The organism is Streptomyces sp. NPDC006552 (assembly GCF_040611655.1).
Taxonomy (GTDB): domain Bacteria; phylum Actinomycetota; class Actinomycetes; order Streptomycetales; family Streptomycetaceae; genus Streptomyces.
In genome coordinates, this window is the sequence record NZ_JBEXOS010000010.1 from 123,275 (window position 1) to 149,628 (window position 26,354).

At 72.2% G+C, this 26,354-nt stretch carries 15 protein-coding genes; 9 read left to right on the plus strand and 6 right to left on the minus strand.

Annotation, left to right across the window (positions count from 1 at the left end; genetic code table 11):
- Positions 1–20 precede the first annotated feature (20 nt).
- Positions 21–2,300 carry a glycogen debranching protein GlgX gene (gene glgX, locus ABZY33_RS09215; RefSeq protein WP_356490874.1) on the plus strand — a complete coding sequence of 760 codons (2,280 nt, stop codon included), beginning with the start codon at positions 21–23 and terminating at the stop codon, positions 2,298–2,300.
- Between the two features lie 287 nt (positions 2,301–2,587).
- Positions 2,588–3,703, plus strand: coding sequence for an HAD family hydrolase (locus ABZY33_RS09220; protein ID WP_356490875.1), 1,116 nt, complete (start codon positions 2,588–2,590; stop codon positions 3,701–3,703).
- 9 nt (positions 3,704–3,712) lie between these two features.
- On the opposite strand, the gene ABZY33_RS09225 is transcribed toward ABZY33_RS09220, so the two are convergent.
- The 4 genes from ABZY33_RS09225 to ABZY33_RS09240 are packed head-to-tail and all read right to left on the minus strand — an operon-like array spanning position 3,713 to position 7,373.
- Complete coding sequence (locus ABZY33_RS09225) at positions 3,713–4,369, minus strand: response regulator transcription factor (protein WP_356490876.1); 657 nt, start codon at positions 4,367–4,369, stop codon at positions 3,713–3,715.
- On the minus strand, positions 4,359–5,645 hold the full coding sequence (locus ABZY33_RS09230) for a sensor histidine kinase (RefSeq protein WP_356490877.1): 1,287 nt from the start codon (positions 5,643–5,645) through the stop codon (positions 4,359–4,361). Before ABZY33_RS09230 ends, ABZY33_RS09225 begins: the two co-directional genes overlap by 11 nt.
- 37 nt (positions 5,646–5,682) lie before the next feature.
- On the minus strand, positions 5,683–6,456 hold the full coding sequence (locus tag ABZY33_RS09235; RefSeq protein ID WP_356490878.1) for an ABC transporter permease: 774 nt from the start codon (positions 6,454–6,456) through the stop codon (positions 5,683–5,685).
- Complete coding sequence (locus ABZY33_RS09240) at positions 6,453–7,373, minus strand: ABC transporter ATP-binding protein (RefSeq protein WP_356490879.1); 921 nt, start codon at positions 7,371–7,373, stop codon at positions 6,453–6,455. The genes ABZY33_RS09235 and ABZY33_RS09240 overlap by 4 nt, the downstream gene beginning before the upstream one ends.
- 153 nt (positions 7,374–7,526) lie before the next feature.
- Here ABZY33_RS09240 and ABZY33_RS09245 point away from each other — a divergent pair, with 153 nt between their 5' ends.
- The 5 genes from ABZY33_RS09245 to ABZY33_RS09265 all read left to right on the plus strand — a co-directional run bounded on the left by ABZY33_RS09245 (position 7,527) and on the right by ABZY33_RS09265 (position 19,425).
- Positions 7,527–9,362: an ABC transporter ATP-binding protein gene (locus ABZY33_RS09245; RefSeq protein ID WP_356490880.1), complete on the plus strand. Its 1,836-nt coding sequence runs from the start codon at positions 7,527–7,529 to the stop codon at positions 9,360–9,362.
- Complete coding sequence (locus ABZY33_RS09250; RefSeq protein ID WP_356490881.1) at positions 9,359–11,263, plus strand: ABC transporter ATP-binding protein; 1,905 nt, start codon at positions 9,359–9,361, stop codon at positions 11,261–11,263. The genes ABZY33_RS09245 and ABZY33_RS09250 overlap by 4 nt, the downstream gene beginning before the upstream one ends.
- A gap of 865 nt (positions 11,264–12,128) precedes the next feature.
- Positions 12,129–14,210, plus strand: a complete 2,082-nt coding sequence (locus ABZY33_RS09255) for a M4 family metallopeptidase (protein ID WP_356490882.1) — start codon at positions 12,129–12,131, stop codon at positions 14,208–14,210.
- 327 nt (positions 14,211–14,537) lie between these two features.
- Positions 14,538–16,103 (plus strand): M4 family metallopeptidase, encoded by a 1,566-nt coding sequence (locus ABZY33_RS09260; RefSeq protein WP_356490883.1) that lies wholly within the window; start codon positions 14,538–14,540, stop codon positions 16,101–16,103.
- Positions 16,104–16,218: 115 nt separating this feature from the next.
- Positions 16,219–19,425: an NACHT domain-containing protein gene (locus ABZY33_RS09265; protein WP_356490884.1), complete on the plus strand. Its 3,207-nt coding sequence runs from the start codon at positions 16,219–16,221 to the stop codon at positions 19,423–19,425.
- Between the two features lie 14 nt (positions 19,426–19,439).
- Here the strand turns inward: ABZY33_RS09265 and glgP are convergent, their stop codons facing one another.
- On the minus strand, positions 19,440–22,058 hold the full coding sequence (gene glgP, locus ABZY33_RS09270) for an alpha-glucan family phosphorylase (protein WP_356490885.1): 2,619 nt from the start codon (positions 22,056–22,058) through the stop codon (positions 19,440–19,442).
- Positions 22,059–22,269: 211 nt separating this feature from the next.
- Entirely contained in the window at positions 22,270–22,839 is a 570-nt protein-coding gene (locus ABZY33_RS09275; RefSeq protein WP_356490886.1) for a 1,4-alpha-glucan branching protein, read from the minus strand.
- Positions 22,840–23,213: 374 nt separating this feature from the next.
- On the opposite strand from ABZY33_RS09275, the gene ABZY33_RS09280 reads away from it, so the two are divergent.
- Together ABZY33_RS09280 and ABZY33_RS09285 are read left to right on the plus strand one after the other, a co-directional pair.
- Positions 23,214–25,445, plus strand: a complete 2,232-nt coding sequence (locus ABZY33_RS09280) for a maltotransferase domain-containing protein (protein ID WP_356490887.1) — start codon at positions 23,214–23,216, stop codon at positions 25,443–25,445.
- A 37-nt stretch (positions 25,446–25,482) separates the two neighbouring features.
- Positions 25,483–26,354: alpha-amylase family glycosyl hydrolase (locus ABZY33_RS09285; RefSeq protein WP_356490888.1), on the plus strand; the 872-nt coding region annotated here is incomplete at its 3' end.

A 26,354-nucleotide genomic window follows, 5' to 3' on the forward strand; every position in this document is an offset into this window, starting at 1 on the left:
GAGCCGCGGGAGGCTGTCAGGTGTCGAGCGCACCCGAGCAGGAGGCAGTGCAGGCCGGCGTGCCGGCCGGGCGGACGGGGAACGGGAGGCCGGCAGGGCGCGCCCCGGCACCGCACGGCCGGGAGCCTGGGCTCGCCCGGCCGGCCGGCCGGGTGTGGCCGGGGGCGCCCACGCCGCTCGGCGCCCGCTTCCGGGTCGGCCCGGACGGGGTGGCGGGGACGAACTTCGCGCTGTGGGCCGGTGGCGCCGAGGGCGTCGAGGTGTGCCTCTTCGACGACCAGGGACGTGAACAGCGGGCGCGGCTGACCGAGTTGACGCACGAGATCTGGCACGGGTTCGTGCCGGGTGTGCGGCCCGGGCAGCGGTACGGCTTCCGGGTGCACGGCCGCTGGGACCCGTGGACGGGCGCCCGGTGGAACCCGGCGAAGCTGCTCCTCGATCCGTACGCGCGGGCCGTGGACGGGGAGTTCACCCTGCCGCCCGAGGTGTACGGGCACGTACGGGACTGGCCCCAGCAGCACGTGGCCGACACCGTCCGCGACGACCGGGACTCGGCCCCGTACGTCCCCAAGGGGGTCGTGGTCCACGACGACGCGCCCGGCGACGAGTGGGTGGACGACCGGCGGCCGAAGACACCGTGGTCGGACTCGGTCCTCTACGAGCTGCACGTACGCGGCTTCACGCGCCGGCACCCGGGGATCCCCGAGGAGCTGCGGGGCACGTACGCGGGCCTGGCCCACCCCGCCGCGCTCGAGCACCTCACCCGGCTCGGGGTGACCGCCGTGGAGCTGCTGCCGGTGCACCAGTTCGCGCACGAGGACCATCTGCTGCGCCGGGGCCTGAAGAACTACTGGGGCTACAACTCGATCGGCTACTTCGCCCCGCACGCGGCGTACGCGGCGTCCGGCACCGGCGGGCAGCAGGTCGACGAGTTCAGGCGGATGGTGCGGGCGCTGCACGACGCGGGGATCGAGGTCATCCTCGACGTCGTCTACAACCACACGGCGGAGGCGGGTGAGCTGGGCCCGACGCTCTCGCTCAAGGGCATCGACAACCGTGGCTACTACCGGCTGCAAGGGGACGCGCGGCGGTACACCGACTACACGGGCTGCGGCAACACCCTGCACGTGGTGCAGCCGCAGGTGCTGCGCCTGATCACCGACTCGCTGCGCTACTGGGTGACGGAGATGGGCGTCGACGGCTTCCGCTTCGACCTGGCGGCGGCGCTCGCCCGGTCCATGCACGACGTCGACATGCTCTCGCCGTTCCTCGCGGTCATCGCGCAGGACCCGGTGCTGCGGCGCGTGAAGCTGATCGCGGAGCCGTGGGACGTGGGCTCGGGCGGCTACCAGGTCGGCGCGTTCCCCCCGCTGTGGACGGAGTGGAACGACCGCTACCGCGACGCCGTACGGGACTTCTGGCGCGGGGCGCTGCCGGACGTACGGGATCTGGGGTACCGGCTCTCCGGGTCGAGCGACCTGTACGCGTGGGGCGGGCGGCGCCCGTACGCCTCGGTCAACTTCATCACCGCGCACGACGGGTTCACCCTGCGCGACCTGGTGACCTACGAGCGCAAGCACAACGAGGCGAACGGCGAGGGCAACCGGGACGGCTCGGACGACAACCGGTCCTGGAACTGCGGGGCCGAGGGCGAGAGCGACGCGGAGCCCGTCCGGGAGCTGCGCCGGCGCCAGCTGCGGAACCTGCTGACGACGCTGCTGCTGTCGACGGGGGTGCCGATGCTCGTCGCGGGCGACGAGTTCGGGCGCACCCAGGGCGGCAACAACAACGCGTACTGCCAGGACAACGAGGTCAGCTGGGTCGACTGGGGCCTGCTGGAGGATCCCGGCTGGCGGGCCCTGTGCGACCTCACCTCCCGGCTGATCGCGCTGCGGCACGCGCATCCGGTGCTGCGGCGCGGAGCGTTCTTCTCCGGGCGGGCGCGGTCCGCGGACGGGTTGCGGGACCTGGCCTGGTTCACGGCGCGGGGCACGGAGATGACGGAGGGCGACTGGTACGCGCCCGCCGCCACGCTCGGCATGTACCTGTCCGGGCGGGACATTCCCGGTCGGGACGCGCGGGGCGAGCCCGTCGTGGACGAGAGTTTCCTGGCCGTCCTGCACGCGGGGCACCTGCCGGTGGAGTTCGTGCTGCCCGGGCGGCCCTGGGCGGAGTCGTACGAGGTGGTGGTCGATACGGGGCTTGAGGGGCAGGGGGCGGGGGCCGGGGTGGTGCATGCGGCGGGGGCGGTTGTTCTGGTGCCGGGGCGGACGGTGCTGTTGCTTCGGGTGCGGTGGTAAGTGCCGGGTGGGTGGGACTTCTCGCGCAGTTCCCCGCGCCCCTGAGGGGCTTGCGCCCCAGGGGCGCCGATGAGGTGGCGCACGTAGTGCGCATTTCAGGGGCGCGGGGAACTGCGCGAGCAACCACGACGGCGCGTCAGCCGAAGTCTTTTCCCACCGGCCGGCAGCCGACGAACCGCGTGACAGCCGGGCACCGTGGCTACCCGGGCCCGGCAGGTACATGCCGTTGGGCCACGGTGAGTTCGATCATGGCGTGGGGGGCCGGGGCCGCCCTACCCTGACCCGCCGTGAACCTCACCAGCAGAGCCTCCCTGCGCAAGAAGCCCGCCCTGCTCGGCGCCGCAGCCGCCGCCCTCACCGCGGCCCTGGCCACGGCGGTGCTGTGGCCGGGGGCCGACGCCACCGCCGCGGCGGCCCGTGACGACACCGCCGTCCGGAAAGTGACCGCCGAACTGAAGCACTGGCCGCGGCGCCAAGCCGCACAGCTCGCCCGGGTGATCGTCGCCCACCGCGACCAGGGCGCGTACGCGGCCTTCGACGCGGACAACACGTCCTACCGCAACGACCTGGAGGAGTCGCTGCTGCCGTTCCTGGAGAAGAAGGGCGTCCTGACGCGGTCCACCATGGATCCGTCGCTGAAGGTGATCCCCTTCAAGGACACGGCCACGCACCAGGAGACCCTGACCGAGTACTACGGCCGGCTGTGCGAGGTCGACGACCAGGTCTGCTATCCGTGGGCCGCGCAGATCTTCGCCGGGTTCACGCTGAAGCAGCTCAAGGGGTACGTCGACGAACTGCTGGCCTACAAGGGATCGCTGCCGGGCGGGGCGAGGCCGCCGGAGTTCTCGGCGGGGATGCGGGAGCTGTACCACGCGCTGCGCTCGCACGGCATCGAGGTGTACGTGGTGAGCGCCGCGAGCGAGGACCTCGTACGGATGGTGCTCGCCGATCCGAAGTACGGCTATGACGTGAAGCCGGAGAACGTGCTCGGCGTCGCCGCCCTGCTGAAGGACCGGCGGACGGGGGCGGTGACCAGCTCCCGCAAGGAGATCGCGGCCGGGACGTTCGACCAGAAGGCGCTGGCGGACCGGGAGTTGACGTCCACATTGTGGGCGCCCGCCACCTGGTACGAGGGCAAGCCCGCCGCGATCAGCACGTACATCGACGCCTGGAAGAAGCCGGTGCTCGCCGCCGGGGACACGCCCAGGAGCGACGGGCCGATGCTGTTCCGGTCGGTGGACGTGGCGCGCGGCGGGGTCCGGGTGTGGGTGAACCGCAAGGACAGCTCCATGAAGGAGCTGACCGCCATGAAGGCGGACGGTGTGCGGCGGCAGAAGGAGCTGGGGCAGAAGGTCACCGCCGACAAGCGGTGGGTGACCGTGACGCCGGAGCAGATCCGTTAGGGGCCGGGACTAGCCGAGGATCTTGCGGTCGTACGCCGCCGCCACCGCGGCCGCGCGGTCCTTGACGCCGAGCTTGGCGTAGACGTGTGTGAGGTGGGTCTTCACCGTCGCCTCGCTGATGAACAGCTCGCGGGCGATCTCCTTGTTCGAGGTGCCCCGGGCGACCAGGACGAGGACCTCGCGTTCGCGGGCCGAGAGGGTCGCGTCGGCGGGGGCGGCGGGGGTGCGCACCGCGGTGACCAGGCGGGAGGCGACCGCCGGGGAGAGGACGGTACGGCCCCCGGCGGCGGCGCGCACGGCGGTGAACAGCTCCTCGCGCGGGGCGTCCTTGAGGAGGTAGCCGGTGGCGCCCGCCTCGATCGCGGGCAGCGTGTCCGAGTCGGTGTCGTACGTGGTCAGGACCAGGACGCGGGCGCGGGCACCGCGGCGGGTCAGCTCCTTGATCGCGTCGACCCCGTTTCCGCCGGGCATGCGCAGGTCCATCAGGACGACGTCCGGGTCGAGTTCGGCGGTGCGGGCGACTCCCTCGACGCCGTTCGCCGCCTCGCCGAGGACCGTGAAACCGTCGGCGGAGTCGAACATGCCGCGCAGGCCGTCGCGGACGACGGGGTGGTCGTCGACGATCAGGAGCGTGATGGGGGCGGGCGTCGCGGGGTCAGTCGTCATGGCGGACCAACGGTACGCGAACCGAGATCGCCGTGCCGCCGCCCGGCTCCGACTCGATGGTGACGTCGCCCGCGAGGCGTTCGGCGCGGGCCCGCATGCCGTCGAGGCCGAACCCCGCGGTGCCGGTGCGGGCGGGCAGGGCGATCGGGTCGAAGCCGCGGCCGTCGTCGCGCACGTCGAGGGTGACCTCGCCCGCCATGAAGGAGAGGGTGACGCCGAGCCGGGTCGCGTGCGCGTGCCGGGCCGCGTTCGACAAGGCCTCCTCCGCGATGCGCAGCAGGCTCGCCTCGATCTCGTCGTGGAGCGGCTCGGCGGTGCCGGTGAGGGTGAACTCGGCGCGCACCCCCGTGCGCCCGGCCCATTCGGCGACGGTCTTCTTCAGCGCCTCGGCCAGGGTGGCGTCGGCGAGGGCGGCGGGCGAGAGGTTGTGCACGGAGCGGCGGGCCTCGCCGAGGCTGTGCCGGGCGAGCGCCGAGGCCCGGTCGAGGTGCTCGCGGGCGACCGCCAGGGTGGGGGCGTTCGCGACGACCTGGAGCTGGGCGATAATCCCGGTCAGGCCCTGCGCGATGGTGTCGTGGATCTCGGCGGCGAGCCGGCGGCGTTCGTCGGCGACGCCGGCCTCCCGTGCCTGGACGAGGAGTTGGGCGTGAAGTTGCGCGTTCTCGTCCATGGCCTGCTGGAGCGCGGCGTTGGTGCGCTCCAGCTCGCCGATGGTCTCGATCTGGACCCGGGCCTGCTCCTGCTCCTTGTGGTTGATCTGGCCCATGAACCCGACGAGGACGGAGTTGACCGCCAGCAGTCCGCCGAACAGGGCCCAGCCCGCCGCGTTCTCCGGTGGCAGCCCGCCGGACTGGGAGCCGGCCACGACGACGACGGCCGCGAAGACCCCGGGCCTGACCTGCCGCCGGGAGAGCAGCCGCTCGGAGTCGAAGTAGCCGCAGGCCGCGTAGAAGACGTAGAACGGGTTGATGAGGGAGCCGACGAAGGAGAGCGCCCAGCGGATCCAGTAGTAGCAGGCGCCCGCGCGGGTCGGGCCCGGCCTGGTGCGCATCGCCCGGCCCCACCACAGCTGGAGGACGACCGCGGCGGCGGAGAGCGGGACGAAGACGTACCAGTCGGTGCGGTCCATGCCGGTGACGTCGGCCGTGGCGGCGGACAGGCCGATGCCGACACCGAGCAGGCCCCAGGGGCCGTAGCGGTGGAAGTTGGCCCAGCGCTCCTCGACCTTCCTGGCCGCCTCCGCGGCGGCGGTGCCCCGCTCCGTCCTTGTCGTCATGGGCTCAGTCTGCACGGCTGCACCGTCCGTCATCGCGTCACTCCCAGCGGAACCAGCGCGCCGCGGCGCCGGACAGGACGGCGGCCCACGCGAGAAGGACGAGGAGGTGGGACCAGCCCGGCCAGCTCCCCGCCGCCGCCTCGGCCAGGGCCTGGGACGCGGCGCCGAAGGGCGTGCACTCGATGACCCGGGCGAGCGTGTCCGGCATCGACTGCACCGGCAGCCACACCCCGGCGCAGAACATGCTGGGGAAGAAGACGGCCGAGCCGATGGCACCGGCGACCTTCTGGGTGCGGGCCCGGGCCGCGACCAGCGCGCCGAGCGAGAGCGCGACGACGACCGAGAGCACCAGCGCGAGCAGGTAGCCGAACGCCTGCGGCGGCAGCCGCACCGCGAAGGCGAGCCGGCCGATGGCGAGCGAGAGCAGCGCGGAGAGCAGGGCGGCGACGCCGTGGATGGCCATCTGCGCGCCGAGCAGCGCGGGCGGCCGCACCGGCGTGGCCGACATACGGCGCAGGATGCCGCGCTCCCGGTATCCGGCGATGACCGGCGCCATCGCCTGGAGTCCGGCCACGATCAGCGGGAGCAGCACGGTGACGGGGACGTACGCGTCGATCAGGCGCAGGCCGTCCGGGCCCGAGCCGGCCTCGCGGAACGCGGGGATGGAGCCGAGGATCACCAGCAGCACGGGCGGGAAGACGGCGATACCGAAGAGGGAGCCGGGCTCGCGCAGGAACAGCCGGAACTCGCTCTTCAGCACGGCCGCGTGCGCGCCGGGCCGGGGTGCGGGGGTGGTGGTGAGGGCGCTCATGACCGGCCGGCTCCTGTCAGGTCGAGGAAGGCGTCGTCCAGGGTGGCGTCGACGACGCGGAGTTGGTGGGCGGTGATGTGGTGCCGGGCGAGCAGCGTGATGACGGCGTTGACGGTCTCGTCGCCGCCGGTCAGGGTCGTGCGGCCGTCCCGGTGCTCGACGCTCGCGAGGCCGGGGAGCGCGGCCAGTTCCCGCGCGTCGAGCGGCGCGGACGGCGTGAAGGAGATGACGGTCGCCCCGGCGGCCCGGCTGATCAGCCCGGCCGGGGTGTCGAGGGCGGCGACGCGGCCCTGGTCGATGACGGCGATGCGGTCGCACAGCCGCTGCGCCTCCTCCATGAAGTGCGTGACGAGCAGGACGGTGACGCCGCTGTCGCGCACGTCCTCGATGAGCTGCCAGGTGTCGCGGCGGGCGCGCGGGTCGAGCCCGGTGGTCAGTTCGTCCAGGACGACCACGCGCGGGTTGCCGACGAGGGCGAGCGCGATGAACAGGCGCTGTTTCTGGCCGCCGCTGAGCTTGGCGAAGCGGGTGGTCAGCTTCTCGTCGAGGCGCAGCCGCCGCGCCAGCGGCCGCCAGTCGAGCGGGTCCGGGTAGAAGGAGGAGTACAGCTCCAGCGCCTCGCGCACGGTCAGCTTCGCCTGGACCTCGCTCTCCTGGAGCTGGGCGCCGAGGATGCGGGTGACCGCATCGTGGTCGCGGACCGGGTCGAGACCGGCCACGCGCACCTGTCCCTCGTCGGGCAGGCGCAGCCCCTCGACGCACTCCACGGTGGTGGTCTTCCCGGCCCCGTTGGGTCCGAGGATGCCGAAGATCTCGCCTTCCTCCACGGTGAAGGAGATCCCGTCGACGACGGCCCGCCCGGCGTACGACTTGCGCAGCCCGGTGACCTCGATGAGCGGTGCACTGGTGGTGGTCATGGCTCCAGCGTCACCCGGCGGGGGCGCCCCGGGCATCGGCCATCGCGCTCGAAGGCGCATCATCCGATCGGTTGACCGGCGCTACGACCCCGGGCCGCGGGCGCCGGAAAACCCACTGGGCGTTGTCAGTGCCGAACCGTAGTCTCCCTCCTGATGGCGACTACGGATGCAGCTACCACGGACCCCGGACGGATCGACGAGGCGGAACAACACGCGGCGCCTGTACGGCAGTCGGCGGCGCGGACGCTGCTGCGGTTGTACCCGTACGTGCGGCCGGTGCGGGCGCGCTGGGCGGGCGCCGCGACGGTGGCCGTGCTCGCCTCGTGCCTGGGGCTGCTCTTCCCGCTGGTGCTGAAGTGGATCGTGGACGGGCCGGTCACCCACCGGGACCCGGGCGGGGTCTGGCTCGGCGCCGGGGTGCTGCTCGCGCTCGGCGTCGTGGAGGCGCTGCTGTTCGGGCTGCGGCGGTGGCTCATCGCGCGGCCCCTCGCCGGGGTCGAGGCGGCGATGCGGGCCGATCTGTACCGCCACCTCCAGCGGCTGCCCGTCTCCTTCCACGACCGGTGGGCCTCGGGGCAGCTGCTCTCCCGCGCCACCACGGACCTGATGGTCGTGCGGATGTTCCTCGCCTTCCCGCTGACGTTCCTGATCGTGAACGGGGTGACGATCTGCGCCGGGCTCGCCCTGCTCCTGGCGCAGGACTGGACGCTCGGTCTGGTGCTGGTGGCGCCGGCGGTGCCGCTGATCGCGGTCTGCTACCGGTTCGAGCACGGGTACGCGCGGGCGTCGCGTCGCGCCCAGGACCAGGTCGGCGATCTGACGACGGTCGTCGAGGAGTCCGTGCTCGGCATCCGGATCATCAAGGGGTTCGGGCGCCACCGCAGTCAGGCCCGCGCCTTCCACGACCTGTCGCGCACCCTGCGCGGCACCGAGCTGACCAAGGCCCGGCTGCTCGCGGGCATCCTCGGGGTGATCACGCTGCTGCCCGAGGTGGCGCTCGGCGCGGCGCTGGTCATGGGCACGGTGCAGGTCGCCGACGGGGCGCTCTCCGCGGGCACCCTGGTCGCGTTCCTGTCGACGGCGCTCGCGCTGCGCTGGCCCATCGAGTCCATCGGTTTCCTGCTCGCGATGAGCCAGGAGGCGGCGACGGCCACCCGGCGCTACTTCGAGGTGATGGACGCCGGGCAGGAGGACCCGCGGGTGCGGCCGGCCACCGCCGGACCGGGCGGGGACGGGCTGCGGTTCGAGGGGGTCGCCTTCCGCTACCCGGACGCCGCCGGGGACTCCGCGCCGACGCTGCGCCACATCGACCTGCACGTCCGCTCCGGCGAGACCATGGCCCTGGTCGGGGCGACCGGCAGCGGCAAGACCACGCTGACGGCGCTGGTGCCCCGGCTGTACGACGCCACGGCGGGGCGCATCACGCTCGACGGGCGGGACATCACGACCTTCCCGCGCGAGGAGCTGCGCACGCTGGTGTCGGTGGCCTTCGAGGAGCCCACGCTCTTCTCCGCGTCGGTCGCGGAGAACGTGCTGATGGGGGCGGTCGACGGCACGCCCGAGCAGGTGGAGCGGGCGCTCGCGGTGGCGCAGGCCGACTTCGTGCGGCGACTGCCCGACGGCGTGGACACGCAGGTCGGCGAGCAGGGGCTGAGCCTGTCGGGCGGTCAGCGCCAGCGGCTCGCGCTCGCCCGTTCCGTGGTCGGGGCGCCGCGCTATCTGATCCTGGACGACCCGCTGTCCGCGCTCGACGTGCACACCGAGGCCGCGGTCGAGGCCGCGCTGCGCCGGGTGCTCGCGGACAGCACCGCCCTCGTCGTCGCACACCGCCCGTCCACGGTGCTGCTCGCCGACCGGGTCGCGCTGCTCTCCGAGGGGCGCGTCAGCGCCGTCGGCACCCACCAGGAACTGCTGCGCACGAGCGCGGAGTACCGCCATCTGATGTCCGGGGACCCGGCCGCCGACACCGAAGAGGCGACGCAGCGATGACGACCACCGCCGACACCGCCGACACCGCGCGGAGCGGGCCGCAGGCCGAACCGGACGCGCCCGCCGAGTCCGTCCGGCCGCCCTCCCCCGGCGACCCGTTCGACCAGGACGACCTGCCCACGTCCAAGGGCGCGACGGGGCTGCTGCTGCGCTCGCTGCTCGCGCCCTACCGGCGCACGGCGTGGCTGACGGTCCTCGCGCTCCTGCTCCAGCAGGCGGCCGTGCAGTCCGGGCCGCTGATCGTCGCGTACGCCATCGACAGCGCGGTGCCCGCGTTCCGGGCGCACGACCGCGGCCCGCTGATCGCGGTCGGCGCCGGGTTCGCGCTCACCGCCTGCTGCTCGGCCGCCTTCCAGTACGCGTACATCCATTTCTCCGCGCGCGTCAGCCAGAACGTGCTGCTCGATCTGCGCGGCCGGATCTTCGGGCACGCGCAGGCGCTGAGCGTCGACTTCCACGACCGCTACACCTCGGGCCGGGTCATCTCGCGGGCCACGACGGACGTCGAGGCGCTGCGCGAACTGCTCGCGGAGGGCCTGCAAGAGCTGGTCAACGTCATCCTGGCCGCGCTCTACATCACGGCGATGCTGCTCTGGCTCGACCTGGGCATCGGGGCGGTCGCCGCGCTCTCCTTCGTCCCGCTGGCCGTGCTGATCCGGCTCTACCGGCGGCGGGCGGCGCGGGCGTACGGCGAGCGGTCGTCGGCGATCGCGGCCGTCATCGTGAAGTTCGTCGAGACGGTCAACGGGATCCGGCCGGTGCGCGCGTTCCGCCGCGAGCGGGCCAACGACGCGCACTTCGCCGTGCTGAACCGCCGCCACGAGCGGGCCAACGGCACGGCCATGCTGGAGATGGCGCGCTACGTCGTGGGCTCGCGGCTGCTGGCGAACACGGCGGTCGCGGGCATGGTCCTGTGGGGCGCCTACCGGGTCGCGGCCGGCACCCTCGCGCTCGGCGTGCTGGCGGCCGCGGTCCTCTTCGTCCGCCGCCTGTACGACCCCATCGACCGGCTCGCGATGTTCCTCAACTCCTACGAATCCGCGGCCGCGTCCCTGAAGAAGATCGCGGGTCTGCTGGAACAGACGCCGTCGGTGCCCGAGCCGGCTGCCCCGCGGGAGCTGCCCGCGCCGCGCGACGGCCGGCCGGGGCGCGACGTGCACTTCGCCGACGTCTCCTTCGGCTACCGCACCGGCGGCGAGGTGCTGCCCCGCTTCGACCTGCGGCTGCCGGCCGGGCAGACGGTGGCCGTCGTCGGCTCCACGGGCGCGGGCAAGTCCACGCTGGCGAAGCTGCTGGCCCGGTTCTACGACCCCTCGCACGGGCGGGTGCTGCTCGACGGGGTCGATCTGCGGGAGCTGCCCCACGCGGAGTTGCGGCGCGCGGTGGTGATGGTCACGCAGGAGGCGTTCCTGTTCTCCGGGACGGTCGCCGAGAACATCGCGATCGGGCGCCCGGAGGCGAGCCGCGCGGAGATCGAGGCCGCGGCGAAGGCGATCGGCGCGCACGGGTTCATCACCGCGCTGCCCGACGGGTACGACACGGATGTGCGCAAGCGCGGCGGGCGCATCTCGGCGGGCCAGCGCCAGTTGGTGGGGTTCGCCCGGGCCCTGCTGGCGGATCCGGCGGTGCTCATCCTCGACGAGGCGACCAGTTCGCTGGACGTGCCCGGGGAGCGGGCGGTGCAGCGGGCGATGCGTACGGTGCTGCGCGGGCGCACCGCGGTGGTGATCGCGCACCGCCTCTCCACGGTGGAGATCGCGGACCGTGTCCTGGTGATGGAACACGGCCGGGTGGTGGAGGACGGCCCCCCGTCCACCCTGATCGCAGCCACGGGCCACTTCGCGGACCTGCACCGAGCGTGGCGGGAGAGCCTGGTCGGCCCAGCCCCGGCCGACGACTAGGGGCCGAACCGGGACCCCGCCGCCCGCTGCTGACCCCGTGGGCCGGATCCCGCCACCGCGTAACGGATGACAGCCGGGCGCCGAGCCCATCGCCCGGATCGTGGCACGGCGCACCGGACAACAACCACCCACCGCCGAACCCAACGCCGGACGACGACACCCCGCACCGCATGACGACCACTCGCCGCCGAGCCCATCGGCCGGGATCGTGGCACGCCGCGGCCAGTTGGGGCCACGGGCCGCACCTCGCTACCCGGAGCCCGCCCTCCCCCGAGCAGCGGCCCGCACCCCGCTGCCCTGGACGGGCACCCACCCGGATCGTGCCACCCCCTCGCCCGGAGCCCGCCGCCCGCCCTCCCCCGAGCGGCGACACGAACCCGCCGCGAGCCGAGGACCGCTCACCCCACCCTGCGCGGACACGCAAACCCAGCCCGCGTCCCGCCGCCCCGGGTCGGAACACCGCCCCCAGAAGAGCCGCGGGTCACCGGGTCGAGACCCCCGGCGCATTCCAGCCACCCCCTCACGCAACCCAGCCCCCTCGCACACACTCCCTACACACGAACAAACCCCCGCCGAAGCCAAGCCGCACCAAGTCCGACCCGCGCCGCATATCGAACACGCTCCCCCGCGCACCGAACCAAATCCGGCCAACCTGTTGACGCGCTCCTGACAGCACCCGCTCTCTGCTGCCACTCTTCCCAACGGCCACCGCACAGCTGCCCCACAGCCCGAGTGCGGACAGGCCGAGTTCACCGTTCCACCCGCACGTTTCCGCACTGCCTGTACTGCGTTTCGCCCGGCCGGCCACCCGCCGCCCGGTCCCCACTGGCCGCACACCACTGCGGCCGCGCAGAAGGAGTCAGCGTTGAGAAGCACCTCCACCTCCCACAGACGCCGGGCCACCGCCGCCGCGGCCGTCGGCGCCGTCACCGCCCTGCTCGCCGTGGCGTTCCAGTCGGGTCCGGCCGCCGCCGGCGCCGGCGCGGACACGGCCCAGGCCGCCTCCGCCATCACGGCGAACGCCACCCGCGGCGCCGACCCGGGCGCCCTGCCCGCCAAGCTCTCGCCGGCCAAACGCGCCGAACTGCTGCGCACGGCGAACACCACGAAGGCGAAGGCCGACACCGCGAAGCGGCTCGGCCTGGGCACCCAGGAGAAGCTCGTCGTCCGGGACGTGCTGCAGGACAAGGACGGCACGACGCACACCCGGTACGAGCGCACCTACGCCGGACTGCCCGTCCTCGGCGGTGACCTGATCGTCGACACGGCGAAGTCCGGCGCCCAGGAGGGCGTCACCAAGGCGTCCAAGGCGCAGCTCAAGGGCGTGCGGACGACGGCCGGTGTGAAGCCGGCCGCCGCCGAGGCGCAGGCCGTGACGCTCGCCAAGGCCGACGGTTCGAAGAAGACCGAGGCCGACCGCGCCCCGCGCAAGGTGATCTGGCTGGGCCAGGGCGCGGCCAAGGGTCAGCCGACCCTCGCGTACGAGACCGTGGTCGGCGGCCTCCAGGAGGACGGCACGCCCAACCAGCTGCACGTCATCACGGACGCCGCCACCGGCAAGAAGCTGCACGAGTGGCAGGGGATCGAGACCGGCACCGGCAACACCCAGTACAGCGGCACCGTCACCCTCGGCACCGCCCAGTCCGGTTCGTCGTACACCCTCAACGACACCGGGCGCGGCGGCCACAAGACGTACAACCTCAACCACGGCTCCTCGGGGACGGGCACCCTCTTCTCCGGCCCGGACGACGTGTGGGGCAACGGCAGCGCGAGCAACGCCGAGACCGCCGCCGCCGACGCGCACTACGGCGCCGCGCTGACCTGGGACTACTACAAGAACGTGCACGGCCGCACCGGCATCCGCGGGGACGGTGTCGGGGCGTACAGCCGGGTGCACTACAGCAACAACTACGTCAACGCGTTCTGGGACGACAGCTGCTTCTGCATGACGTACGGCGACGGCACCAGCAACACGCACCCGCTCACCTCGATCGACGTGGCCGCGCACGAGATGACGCACGGCGTCACCTCGAACACCGCGGGCCTCAACTACAGCGGTGAGTCGGGCGGCCTGAACGAGGCGACCTCCGACATCTTCGCCGCGGCGGTCGAGTTCTACGCCAACAACCCGTCCGACCCGGGTGACTACCTGGTCGGCGAGAAGATCAACATCAACGGCGACGGCACCCCGCTGCGCTACATGGACAAGCCGAGCAAGGACGGCGCGTCGAAGGACTCCTGGTACTCCGGGATAGGCAGCGTCGACGTGCACTACTCGTCCGGCCCGGCCAACCACTTCTTCTACCTGCTCAGCGAGGGCAGCGGCGCGAAGGTCGTCAACGGGACGAGCTACAACTCCCCGACCTCCGACGGCCTGCCCGTCACCGGCATCGGCCGCGACAAGGCCGCGCTGATCTGGTTCAAGGCGCTGACCACGAAGTTCACCTCGACCACCAACTACGCGAACGCGCGTACCGGCGCCCTGGCGGCGGCGGGCGAGCTGTACGGGACGACGTCCACCGAGTACAAGGCGGTCCAGGACGCGTTCGCCGCGATCAACGTCGGCGCCCGCTCCGGCGGCGGCGACCCGGGCACCGGCAAGACGTTCACCAACGACACGAACGTCAACATCCCCGACTCGCCCGGCGCGGCCGTCAGTTCGTCGGTCACGGTGACCGGCATCTCCGGCAAGGCCCCGTCCACGCTGCAGGTCGGCGTCGACATCGTGCACACGTGGAGCGGTGACCTCCAGGTGGACCTGATCGGCCCGAGCGGGAAGGCGTACCGGCTGCACTCCTCCGCGTACGACCCGACCCCCAACATCCAGACCACGTACACGGTGAACGCCTCCACGGAGAACGCCAACGGTGTCTGGAAGCTTCAGGCCAAGGACCTCGGTCCGCAGGACGTCGGCTACATCAACAGCTTCAAGCTGACGTTCCCGTAAGCGGTTCCGGCTCCACAGGCCGCTTCTTCGCAGGTCTGGGCGCGTCGCCCCGGTGGTTCGACTTCCCGGGACGGCGCGCCCGTTCACGTGGCGAGATGTCACCGCCCGTTCGCAATACGTGCGTCAGTTTTCGCTCAACGAACGAATTCCGGCCAACCTGCGATCACGTACATGACATCTCCGGTCCTCAACTGCCAGAGTTTCCCGCACGGCACGCACACCCCGTACGGCCCCACTGACCCCGTACGGCACGCACCACCGCACGCGTACCACCCGCACCACCCGCACGGCAAAGCTCACTCCCCCCACCATCAAGGAGCTTTCTTCGTGACCTCCCACATATCCCGTCGTACCTCCCTCGCGCTCGCCACGGCCGTCGCCGCCGGCTCCCTGGTCGCCGGAGCCTTCACCGCCACCGGCGCCTCCGCCGAGGCCGGCGTCCCCGCCGCCACCCCGCTGAACCTGAGCGCCACGGTCCACGCGGACCTGGTCAAGGACGCGAGCGCCCAGGCGTCGGCGACCGCCAAGGAGCTGAAGCTCGGCGCCAAGGAGAAGCTCGTCGTGCGCGACGTGGTCAAGGACCGCGACGGCGCGACCCACACCCGCTACGAGCGGACCTACGACGGCCTGCCCGTCCTCGGCGGCGACCTGGTCGTGCACGAGACGAAGTCCGGCAGCCGCGAGGGCGTCACCCGCGCCACCGCCAAGTCGATCGACGTGGCCACCACCGGCGCCTCCCTCAAGGCCGCCCCGTCCGGCGCCCGCAAGGTCGTGTGGGCCGCGACCGGCACGCCGAGACTCGCCTACGAGAAGGTCGTCACCGGCACGCAGAAGGACGGCACGCCGAGCAAGCTGCACGTCATCACCGACGCGGCGACCGGCAAGAAGATCTTCGAGTACGACGCGATCCACACCGGCGCCGGCGAGTCCGAGTACAGCGGCAGCGTGCAGATCGGCACCACCAAGTCCGGCTCGTCCTACGCCCTCACGGACCCGACGCGCGGCGGCCACTCCACGTACAACCTCAAGAACGGCTCGTCCGGCAAGGGCACGCTGTTCACCGACGCCGACGACAAGTGGGGCAACGGCACCACGAGCGACCCCGCGACCGCCGGTGTCGACGCCGCCTACGGCGCCCAGGAGACCTGGGACTACTACAAGAACGTGCACGGCCGCAGCGGCATCAACGGCGACGGCAAGGGTGCCTACTCCCGCGTCCACTACGGCAACGCCTACGTCAACGCGTTCTGGGACGACAGCTGCTTCTGCATGACCTACGGCGACGGCGAGGGCAACAAGAACCCCCTCACCGCGCTCGACGTGGCCGCGCACGAGATGAGCCACGGCGTCACCTCGGCGACAGCGGGCCTCGTCTACAGCGGTGAGTCCGGCGGCCTGAACGAGGCCACCTCCGACATCTTCGGCACCTCGGTCGAGTTCTACGCGAAGAACAGCAAGGACGTCGGCGACTACCTCATCGGCGAGAAGATCGACATCAACGGCGACGGCACCCCGCTGCGCTACATGGACAAGCCCAGCAAGGACGGCGCCTCGCTCGACGCCTGGAAGTCCGGCGCGGGCAACGTCGACGTGCACTACTCCTCCGGCATCGCCAACCACTTCTTCTACCTGCTCAGCGAGGGCAGCGGAAAGAAGACGATCAACGGCGTCGCCTACGACTCCCCCACGTCGAACGGGTCCACCGTCACCGGGATCGGCCGGACCAAGGCCGAGCAGATCTGGTTCAAGGCGCTGACGACGTACTTCACGTCGAACACCAACTACGCGGCGGCGCGCACCGGCACGCTGAACGCGGCGAAGGCCCTGTACGGCGCGACCTCGGCCGAGTACAAGGCCGTGGGCGCGGCCTGGGCGGGCGTGAACGTCAAGTAGCCGGACACCGCTTCGCGTCAGGGGCGTACGGGACATCGTCCCCGTGCGCCCCTGACTCCGTCGCGATTGCCGCTTCTGCCGTCCCAACGCCCCCTGCCTGCACGATAATTGGCTCATGACTGCGGAAGCGGAGCGCAAAGAGGCAGCGTCCGGGGCGGCATTGCTGCCCAAGCTCGGTCGGCTCGGCGCTCTCCTCGTACCGCCGTCCGCCCTGACCGGCCTCTTCCACGATCTCGTCCGCGAGCACTATGTGGTGGCCACTCTCCTCTTCCTCCTGTACGCGCTGGTCCTCGTCGCGGGGCGGTTCGTGGGCGGATTCGTCCGAGACCTCGTCGCGATGCGCCGCGGACGATGGCTGGACAGTGCCGATGGCGCGCTCAGCCGCCGCATCAGCTCCTTCGGACGCGTCTACAGGCAGTACCTGGCGCTGAGCCTGCGGGTCATGGATCAGAAGGGGCTGGCGACCATCGGGCACTACGCGCCCGAGCTCGACGCGGTCTACGTGAACGTGAGCCTCGCTTTCCGGGCTCCGGGGCAGATTCCCGAGGACGTGCTCAGCGACAACCCCACGGACGAGCGTCGCTCGATCACCGACTTCCTCGATGGGGAACAGGGGCGTGTGCTCGCCGTCGTAGGCGCTCCCGGAACCGGGAAGACCACGCTCCTGCGGCACACGGCCCGCCAGGCCTGCCTGGCGAAGGAACGACGCACCCGAAGCGTTCCCGTGCTGCTGTACCTGCGCAGTGTCGCCGACGACCTCACGGCTGACAGCCGGCTCTCGCTGGCCGATGTGATCCGCTCGGGCCTCGGCCGGTACGCGCAGGACGAGCCGGTGGGCTGGTTCGAGGAACGCCTCGAGGCCGGGGAGTGCCTCATCCTGCTGGACGGCCTGGACGAGGTCGCGGACCTGCTGGCCCGGCGCATCGTCGTCAACTGGGTCGAGCGGCAGATCAAGGACTATCCCGGCAACGACTACATCATCACGTCCCGGCCCCGCGGTTACCTGAGCGCACCGGTGGAAGGCGCCACCGTGCTGCAGACCCGGCAGTTCACCGATGACCAGATGGCACGGTTCATCCATAGCTGGTATCTGGCGGTCGAGCGGCACGCGAGCCCCGAGGGCGCGGAGGACGCCACGTCACGGGCCGAGGAGCAGGCCGCGGATCTGCTGAGACGGCTGCGGGCCAATCCGGACCTGTACGACCTGACCGTGAACCCGCTCCTCCTCACCATGATCGCCAACGTCCACCGCTACCGGGGTGCGCTGCCCGGCAGCCGAGCCGATCTGTACCGGGAGATCTGCCAGGTGATGCTGTGGCGGCGGCACGACGCCAAACAGCTCATGGTGCAACCACGCGGGGCGCAGAAGGAGACGGTCCTGCGGGAGCTGGCGTTCGTGATGATGACCGCGCGCACCGCCACGCATACCCGGAGCCAGTGCGAACGGGCTTTGAGGCAGGTCCTACCGCGTGTCTCCGCGCACCTCACGGCGGAGGCGTTCCTCGACGACGTCAGTGCGAACGGTCTGCTGGTGGAGCGCGAGAAAGGCCTGTACGGCTTCGCCCACCTCACCATCCAGGAGTACCTCGCCGCCGAGCACGTGCGCGAGAAGGGACTGGTCGACACCCTGGTGGCCGCCGTGGAGGACGACTGGTGGCGCGAGTGCACCCTTCTCTACGCGGCCGGAGCCGATGTCGGTCCCTTGGTAGAGGCGGGACTACGCGCGGGCAGTGTGTCCGCGCTCGCGCTGGCCTTCGAGTGCGCCGAGGAGGGGAACGAGCTGGATCCGGAGCTCCGGGCCCGTCTGGAGCGGCTGCTGGACGCGCCCGCGGACGCCCGGTTGGACGACGAGCACCGCAGACTGGTCGACGGTGTCTTCCTGCTGCGGCGGCTGCGGGGCACCAAGCGAGCCGGCAGCGGCGGGCGGCTCTGCGCTCCGGTCGATGTCGGCACGTACGCACGCTTCCTGCGTGACCGCGGCGGCTGGTACGGGGCGGCGCGTCCCGACAGCGGAGACGTTCCCGGCAAGGACGACGTGGTCACGGGCGTGCGACGGCACGACGCCGTGGCGTTCGTCGACTGGGTGAACGAGACCGTGGGCGGCCCGGCCCGGTTCCGGCTGCCGTACGCGGCGGAGATGGACACCCAGCAGGTGTACGACGTCTGGACGGCGGACCCGCCGGACGGCCTCGGCCGCGATCCGCTGTGGGTCGGTGCGGGCCGCGCCGACCCACGGCGGCTGACGGCCACCGAGCTCCAGGCCCGGATCGGAGCGGACATCTCCGGTCCCTCGCTCGCCCTGAGCATGCGCACTGCGGTGCTCGTCATGCGCGTGCGCCGGGCCATCCGGCTCGTGGTGCAGCTGACGACCGACGTCGACCAGGCGCCCAGCGCGCAGTGGGCGCATCTGGAACAGACGCTGACCGCGGTGCACCGGCAGAGCCTCGCACTCGACACGGACTTCGCCCTGGGGGTGACGGACGATCTCGCGCGGGTCGACGCCGTGGCCAAACACGCCCGTCAGCTGCATCTCGATGACTGCAACCTGTTCATCACGCTCCTGGAGGCGGACGTACTGCGCGAACTGGGTTCGCTGCCCAGGAAGTTGACGGCGACCGGAAACGACGAGGCCGCGCGGGCGCTGAGCGGTGTCTGGCATCGGGTGCAGGAGACGGTGAGGCAGCTGTCGGCTCCGGGGCCCGACCAGAAGCGGCGTCAGCGCCGTCCGCACCAGGAGCTCGTGGAGACGGCGCTCGCCGGTGATCTCGGCAGCGATGTCCATACCGACGCGGCGACTGCGCGGAAGCGGATACTGGCGTTGCGCCGGGACGTGTACGCGCTCGGTGTGGGAAGGTCCCTGTCGCTCGCAGCATCCCGGTACTCCGCGCGTCTGCACCATACCCAGTCCGACAAGCGGGACACGGTCGCCTTCGAACTGCCGCTCGGGCCTGCGCGCGAGTGGACCGCCGAGCCGCATCAGGCGGCCAAGCGCATCGGCCCGTTCGCCCAGCACCTGGTGGAATCCGTACCGAGCGGCCCGGCAGAGCGCTTCCTCGCGGAGCAGGCCCGCGCCGTCGACGAGTACGCCGTGTCGCTGCTACGCCGTGGGCGCCGCCCCGACGCCCGCACGTTCCGGCAGGCCAGGCTCGCTCTCGCGATCCTGGCCGCCGAAGCGGAGCTCGCCGCGGACGGCGGCACCCCCTGGTCCCCCTCGCCGGCACTGGAGTTCCGCTCCGCCGTCGCCTCCCTGGCCTGGCTGGAGGACCGTTATGACAGGGCACGCCCGGCCTCGGAGAGCATCGTTCTGCTCGCCCTCGACTGACCGCGCCCGCCAGGTCACCGCAGCAACACCCCCGCCCCTTCCCCCACCGCCTCCGACGGCACGGTCACCAAACCCGCCTCCGCCGCCGACGCCAGCAGGCGGTGGGCGGGCAGGATGCGGACCGTGTAGCCGTAGGGGCCCGTGCGGTCCAGGGAGAGAGGGCCCTCGTAGGACCAGCGGCCCTGCTCGTCGGGGCCGCCGACCGGCTTCAGCGGGACCGTGCTCGCCTCCCCGATGCGGTCCTCGGCGTCGACCCGGCCCGCCACCGCCTGGACCTCGACGTCGTCGGGGACCAGCTCGCCGAGGGCGACCCGGACGTGGAGCGAGAGGGTCGCGCCCAGCTCCGCCGTGGCGGCCGTCGCCTCGACGTGGTCGACGGCGACGCCCGGCCAGGCGCCGCGGACCCGCGCCTTCCACTCCGCCAGCTCCCGGGCCGCGTCCGCGTCCAGCGCCCGGTCGGCGCGGGCCGCGGGCGCGTACAGCTTCTCGACGTACTCCCGCACCATCCGGCCGGCCAGCACCTTCGGGCCGAGGTGGGTGAGCGTCTGGCGGACCATCTCGATCCACCGGTCGGGCAGGCCCTGGGGCCCCTGCTCATAGAAGCGGGGAGCCACCCGGCGCTCCAGGAGGTCGTAGAGCGCGGCCGCCTCCAGGTCGTCGCGGCGGTGCTCGTCGGTGGCGGTGCCGTCGGCGGTGGGGATCGCCCAGCCGAAGTCCGGTTCGAACCACTCGTCCCACCAGCCGTCCAGGACCGAGAGGTTGAGGCAGCCGTTCAGGGCCGCCTTCATCCCGGACGTGCCGCACGCCTCCAGCGGCCGCAGCGGGTTGTTGAGCCAGATGTCGCAGCCCGGGTAGAGCTTGCGCGCCATCGCCATGCCGTAGTCGGGCAGGAAGACGATGCGGTGGCGCACGCGCGGGTCGTCGGTGAAGCGGACCAGCTCCTGCACGAGCCGCTTGCCGCCGTCGTCGGCGGGGTGCGCCTTGCCCGCCACCACGATCTGCACCGGTCGCTCCTCGTCGAGCAGCAGCCGCATCAGCCGGTCCGGGTCGCGCAGCATCAGCGTGAGCCGCTTGTACGAGGGGACGCGGCGGGCGAAGCCGATCGTCAGGACGTCCGGGTCCAGGACCCCGTCGATCCAGCCGAGTTCGGCCGCCCCCGCGCCGCGCTGGCGCCAGGACGCGGCCAGCCGCCCGCGCACCTCGTCGACGAGCTGGCCGCGCAGCTCCCGCCGCAGCTGCCAGATGTCCTGGTCGGGAATGGAGCCGACCGCGTCCCAGCGCTCCGAGCCGCCGATCGACAGGGCGTCCTCGGTGCGCCGTCCGCCGATCTGGCGGGCGCCGAGCCGGTAGACCTCGGGCGCCACCCAAGTGGGCGCGTGCACCCCGTTCGTGACGGAGGTGATCGGCACCTCCTCGGGGTCGAACCCCGGCCACAGGCCCGAGAACATCTCCCGGCTGACCGCGCCGTGCAGGGTGGAGACGCCGTTGGCGCGCTGGGCGAGGCGCAGGCCCATGACCGCCATGTTGAAGACGTTCGGGTCGCCGCCCGGGTACGTCTCCATGCCGAGGCCGAGAATGCGCTCCACGTCGAGCGCGGGCAGTTCGGCCCCGGCGCCGAAGTGCCGGGCGACCAGTTCGCGGTCGAAGCGGTCGATGCCGGCCGGGACGGGCGTGTGCGTGGTGAAGACGGTGCCGGCCCGGACCGCTTCGAGGGCCGCGTCGAAGTCGAGCCCCGCGCCGCCGAGTTCGGCGATGCGCTCCACGCCGAGGAAGCCGGCGTGGCCCTCGTTCGTGTGGAAGACCTCGGGGGCCGGATGCGCGGTGAGCCGGCAGTACGTGCGCACGGCCCGGACCCCGCCGATGCCGAGCAGCATCTCCTGGAGCAGCCGGTGCTCGCTGCCGCCGCCGTACAGCCGGTCGGTCACCTCGCGTTCGTGCGCGCCGTTGCCCTCGACGTCGGAGTCGAGCAGCAGCAGCGGCACCCGGCCGACCTGCGCCACCCAGACGCGGGCCAGCAGCCGGCGCCCGCCGGGCAGGGCGAGCGCGATGTGCGCGGGGGTGGCGTCCGGTTCGCGCAGCAGGGACAGCGGTAGTTCGTTCGGGTCGATGACGGGGTACGTCTCCTGCTGCCAGCCGTCGCGGGAGAGCGACTGCCGGAAGTAGCCGTGCCGGTAGAGCAGCCCCACCCCGATCAGCGGGACGCCGAGGTCGCTGGCGGCCTTGAGGTGGTCGCCGGCGAGGATGCCGAGGCCGCCCGAGTACTGCGGCAGCGCCGCGGTGATGCCGAACTCCGGCGAGAAGTAGGCGATGGCGGACGGGAGTTCGTGCCCCGGGTCCTGGGTCTGGTACCAGCGGTCGTCGTGCAGGTAGCCGTGCAGCTCGTCGGCGGTCTCGCGGAGCCGGGCGAGGAAGTCCTCGTCGGCGGCGAGCTCGGCGAACCGGGCCGGCGGCACGCTGCCGAGCAGCCGCACGGGGTCGCCGTCGGACGCGGCCCAGCGCTCCGGGTCGACGGCGGCGAACAGGTCGCGGGTCCCGGGCTGCCACGACCAGCGCAGATTGCGGGCGAGTTCCTGGAGCGGGGCCAGTGGTGCGGGCAGGACCGGACGGACGGTGAATCGACGGATGGCCTTCACAGTTCCCCTTTCGCGCGTGCAGCGGGGGCGGTCGGCGGTCGGTCAGGGGCGCGGCCGGGTGCGCCGCTGCGGGACGCACCCCCTCGTACGTCCCGTGGTGTCTGTCGTTGACGACGGTAGTGGGCGGCGGCGCGGCGGGCCACGGCGCACGGAGCCACCCGGGCCCCGCGCCGTGCCCCGCCCCTGCGGTGCTCCCCGCCGGGTGGTGTCCCTACGCCGGTACCCGCACGAACACGCCGCGCACCAGGCTGCCGTCCGCACTGCGCCATTCGGCGGTGACCTCGCCCGCCGCGCCGGGCGCGGAGGCGCCGGGCTCCAGGACCCGGACGATCTCGGGCGCCCCGGCCGCGCCCGCGTCGAGCCGGGCGTGCACCGTCGGGTCGAGCGCACCGTCCGTGCTCTGCGCGTGTGCCGGCGCCTCGCCCTTGAGCAGCGCGGTCACCTGGGCGAGCAGCAGCGGGTCCCGGGCCCCGTCGTACACCCACCGCTCACCGAGCACGCCGTGCGTGAGGGTGCCGATGAGCGCGTCCGCGGGCGCGTCCGCCAGCGGGGCGCCGCGGTAGGCCAGGGGCACGTGGTACGTCACCGGGTGCGCCCCCGAGGTGTCCGTGACGGCCATGAACTCCATGCCGACCTCGCCGTCCGGGTCGTCGAGCCGGAACCCGCCGGCCTTGACGGGCTCCTCGGCGCCCGTCCCCCGGTACCAGGGCTGCTCCGGCAGCCAGCGGGCGAGGAGTTGGGTCTTGGTGGGCGTGAGGGTGGTGCGGTGAATGGTCGACATGGTCCCAGCGTCGCACGCGCCGGCGCGCCCCCGCCGCGCCCTCGCGGCCGGCCGGCGAACGGACGTGCAAGCGGCGCGAACCGGGGTACCCGACTCGTCCTGCCCGGTCGGCCGTCCGTCGCCCGGGCCCGGCTCGCCGGACAGACCGGCGCAGACCAACAACCCTGGTGCGAAAGGGGCGTTCATGAGCCGGTCCTGCTCCTTCGGACGGGACCGGACCGGTGCGGGCCCTTACGCGCGAGTAGTTAACAAAGGACCGGGTTGCCCGCCCGAAGAGTGTGGAAGGCTCCCCCGGTACACCTTTGCGCACCAGCGCACGGCCCCCTCCCCGAACGTGTCTCCGCCACCCCCGATCTCCGCGGACAGGAGCGGTCATGCCCGCACAGCGCCCTACTTCGACGTCTTCGGACCAGACGCCGTCCGGCGAATCCACGGCCCCCGAGAAAGTGCCCCCGCCACCGCGCGCCCGCAAGAAGGGGGCCGCGTCCGACACCGCCAAGAACGCCGCGGCGCCCACGGTCCCGGCCGCGCGCAAGGCGCCGGCCGCCCGCAAGGCCCCCGCCGCCCGCAAGGCCCCCGCCCAGCGCAGGGCCCCGGCCCAGCGCAAGGCCGCGGCTCCGCCCCCGGTCCAGGTCACCCTCGGCCGCATCCCGGTCCGCGACGTCCGTCCGGTCGTCGACCGGGGGCGCCGCCCGGCCAAGGCGGTCGTCGGCGAGACGTTCCAGGTCACGGCCACCGTCTTCCGCGAAGGCCATGACGCCGTCGCCGCGAACGTGGTCCTGACGGCTCCGGACGGGACGCCGGGCCCGTGGGCCCCGATGCGCGAACTGGCCCCGGGCACCGACCGCTGGGGCGCCGAGGTCACCCCGGACGCACCCGGCGCCTGGACCTTCACCGTGGAGGCATGGGGCGACCCCGTGGCCACCTGGCGGCACGCCGCCCGGATCAAGATTCCGGCGGGCATCGACACCGAACTCGTCCTGGAGGAGGGCGCGGCGCTCCACGAGCGGGCCGCGGCGGGGCTGCCGGCGCCGCTGCGTGAAACGGTTCTGCAGGTCGCCGCCGCGCTCCGGGACACCGAGCACCCGGCCGCCACCCGGCTGGCCGCCGCCCTCACGCCGGACGTCGACGCGGTCCTCTCCCGCCACCCCGTGCGCGAACTGGTCACCGCCTCCGAGCCGTTCCCGCTCCTGGTGGAGCGCGAGCGCGCGCTCTTCGGGTCGTGGTACGAGTTCTTCCCGCGCTCGGAGGGCGCGGTGGTGGCCGAGGGCGCGCCGCCGGTCAGCGGCACGTTCGCGACGGCCGCGCGCCGCCTTCCCGCCATCGCCGCGATGGGCTTCGACGTCGTCTACCTGCCGCCGATCCACCCCATCGGCACGACCTTCCGCAAAGGCCCGGACAACAGCCTCTCGCCCGGCCCGCACGATGTGGGGGTGCCCTGGGCGATCGGTTCGGCCGAGGGCGGCCACGACGCGGTCCACCCCGATCTCGGCACGCTCGACGACTTCGACGCGTTCGTGGCCACCGCCAGGGACCTGGGCCTGGAGATCGCTCTCGACTTCGCGTTGCAGTGCTCGCCGGACCACCCCTGGGTGGAGAAGCACCCGGAGTGGTTCCACCACCGTCCCGACGGTTCGATCGCGTACGCGGAGAACCCGCCCAAGAAGTACCAGGACATCTATCCGCTCGCCTTCGACCAGGACATGCCGGGTCTCATAGCCGAGACGACGCGGGTGCTGCGCCACTGGATGGCGCACGGGGTGCGTATCTTCCGCGTCGACAACCCGCACACCAAGCCGGTGGTGTTCTGGGAGCACGTGATCGCGGACATCAACCGCACCGACCCGGACGTGATCTTCCTGGCGGAGGCGTTCACCCGCCCGGCGATGATGCGCACCCTGGCCGAGGTCGGCTTCCAGCAGTCGTACACGTACTTCACCTGGCGCAACACCAAGACCGAACTCACCGAGTACGTGACGGAGCTGGCGGGCGAGTCGGCCGCCGCCATGCGGCCCAACTTCTTCGTCAACACCCCGGACATCCTGCACGAGTTCCTCCAGCACGGCGGCCGCCCCGCCTTCGAACTGCGGGCGGTCCTCGCCGCGACGCTCTCCCCGTCCTGGGGCGTCTACAGTGGGTACGAACTCTGTGAGAACGCTCCGCTGCGGCCCGGCAGCGAGGAGTACCTGCACTCCGAGAAGTACGAACTGCGCCCCCGTGACTGGGAGTCGGCGCAGCGCGAGGGGCGCACCATCGCCCCGCTGCTCACCCGGCTGAACGAGATCCGGCGCCGCAGTCCGGCCCTGCGCGAGCTGCGCAATGTGCACTTCCACCACGCCGACAAGGACGAGGTGATCGTGTACTCGAAACGCGCGGGGTCGAACACGGTGCTGGTGGTCGTGAACCTCGATCCGCACCACACCCAGGAGGCCACCGTCTCATTGGACATGCCGCAACTGGGGCTCGCGTGGCACGAGTCGGTGCCGGTCCGCGACGAACTGACCGGAGCCGTCCACCACTGGGGCAGGACCAATTACGTGCGCCTGGAACCGGGCCGGGAACCCGCGCACCTCCTCACGGTCCTGCGACCGTCCCCGCCGCGATGAATTCTCTGGAACCGGAATTCGGAGGGTCACCCACATCATGATCATGAATGAGCCCGTCCCGGACACCTTCGAGGACACCCCGGCCAAGGACCGGGACCCTGACTGGTTCAAGCGTGCCGTCTTCTACGAGGTACTCGTCCGCTCCTTCCAGGACAGCAACGGGGACGGCGTCGGTGACCTCAAGGGCATCACGGCGAAACTGGACTACCTGCAATGGCTCGGCGTCGACTGCCTCTGGCTGCCGCCGTTCTTCAAGTCCCCGTTGCGCGACGGCGGTTACGACGTCTCCGACTACACCTCGGTGCTGCCGGAGTTCGGTGACCTCGCGGACTTCGTGGAGTTCGTGGACGCCGCGCACCAGCGCGGCATGCGAGTCATCATCGACTTCGTCATGAACCACACGAGCGACCAGCACGAGTGGTTCCAGCAGTCGCGTTCCGACCCGGACGGTCCCTACGGCGACTACTACGTCTGGGCCGACGACGACAAGCAGTACCAGGACGCGCGGATCATCTTCGTCGACACCGAGGCGTCGAACTGGACCTTCGACCCGGTGCGCAAGCAGTACTTCTGGCACCGCTTCTTCTCCCATCAGCCGGACCTCAACTACGAGAACCCGGCCGTGCAGGAGGAGATCCTCGCCGCACTGCGGTTCTGGCTGGACCTGGGCATCGACGGCTTCCGCCTCGACGCGGTCCCCTACCTCTACGCCGAGGAGGGCACCAACTGCGAGAACCTGCCGGCCACGCACCAGTTCCTCAAGCGGGTCCGCAAGGAGATCGACGCGCAGTACCCGGACGTCGTCATCCTCGCGGAGGCCAACCAGTGGCCCGAGGACGTCGTCGACTACTTCGGGGACTTCCCCTCGGGCGGCGACGAATGCCACATGGCGTTCCACTTCCCGGTGAT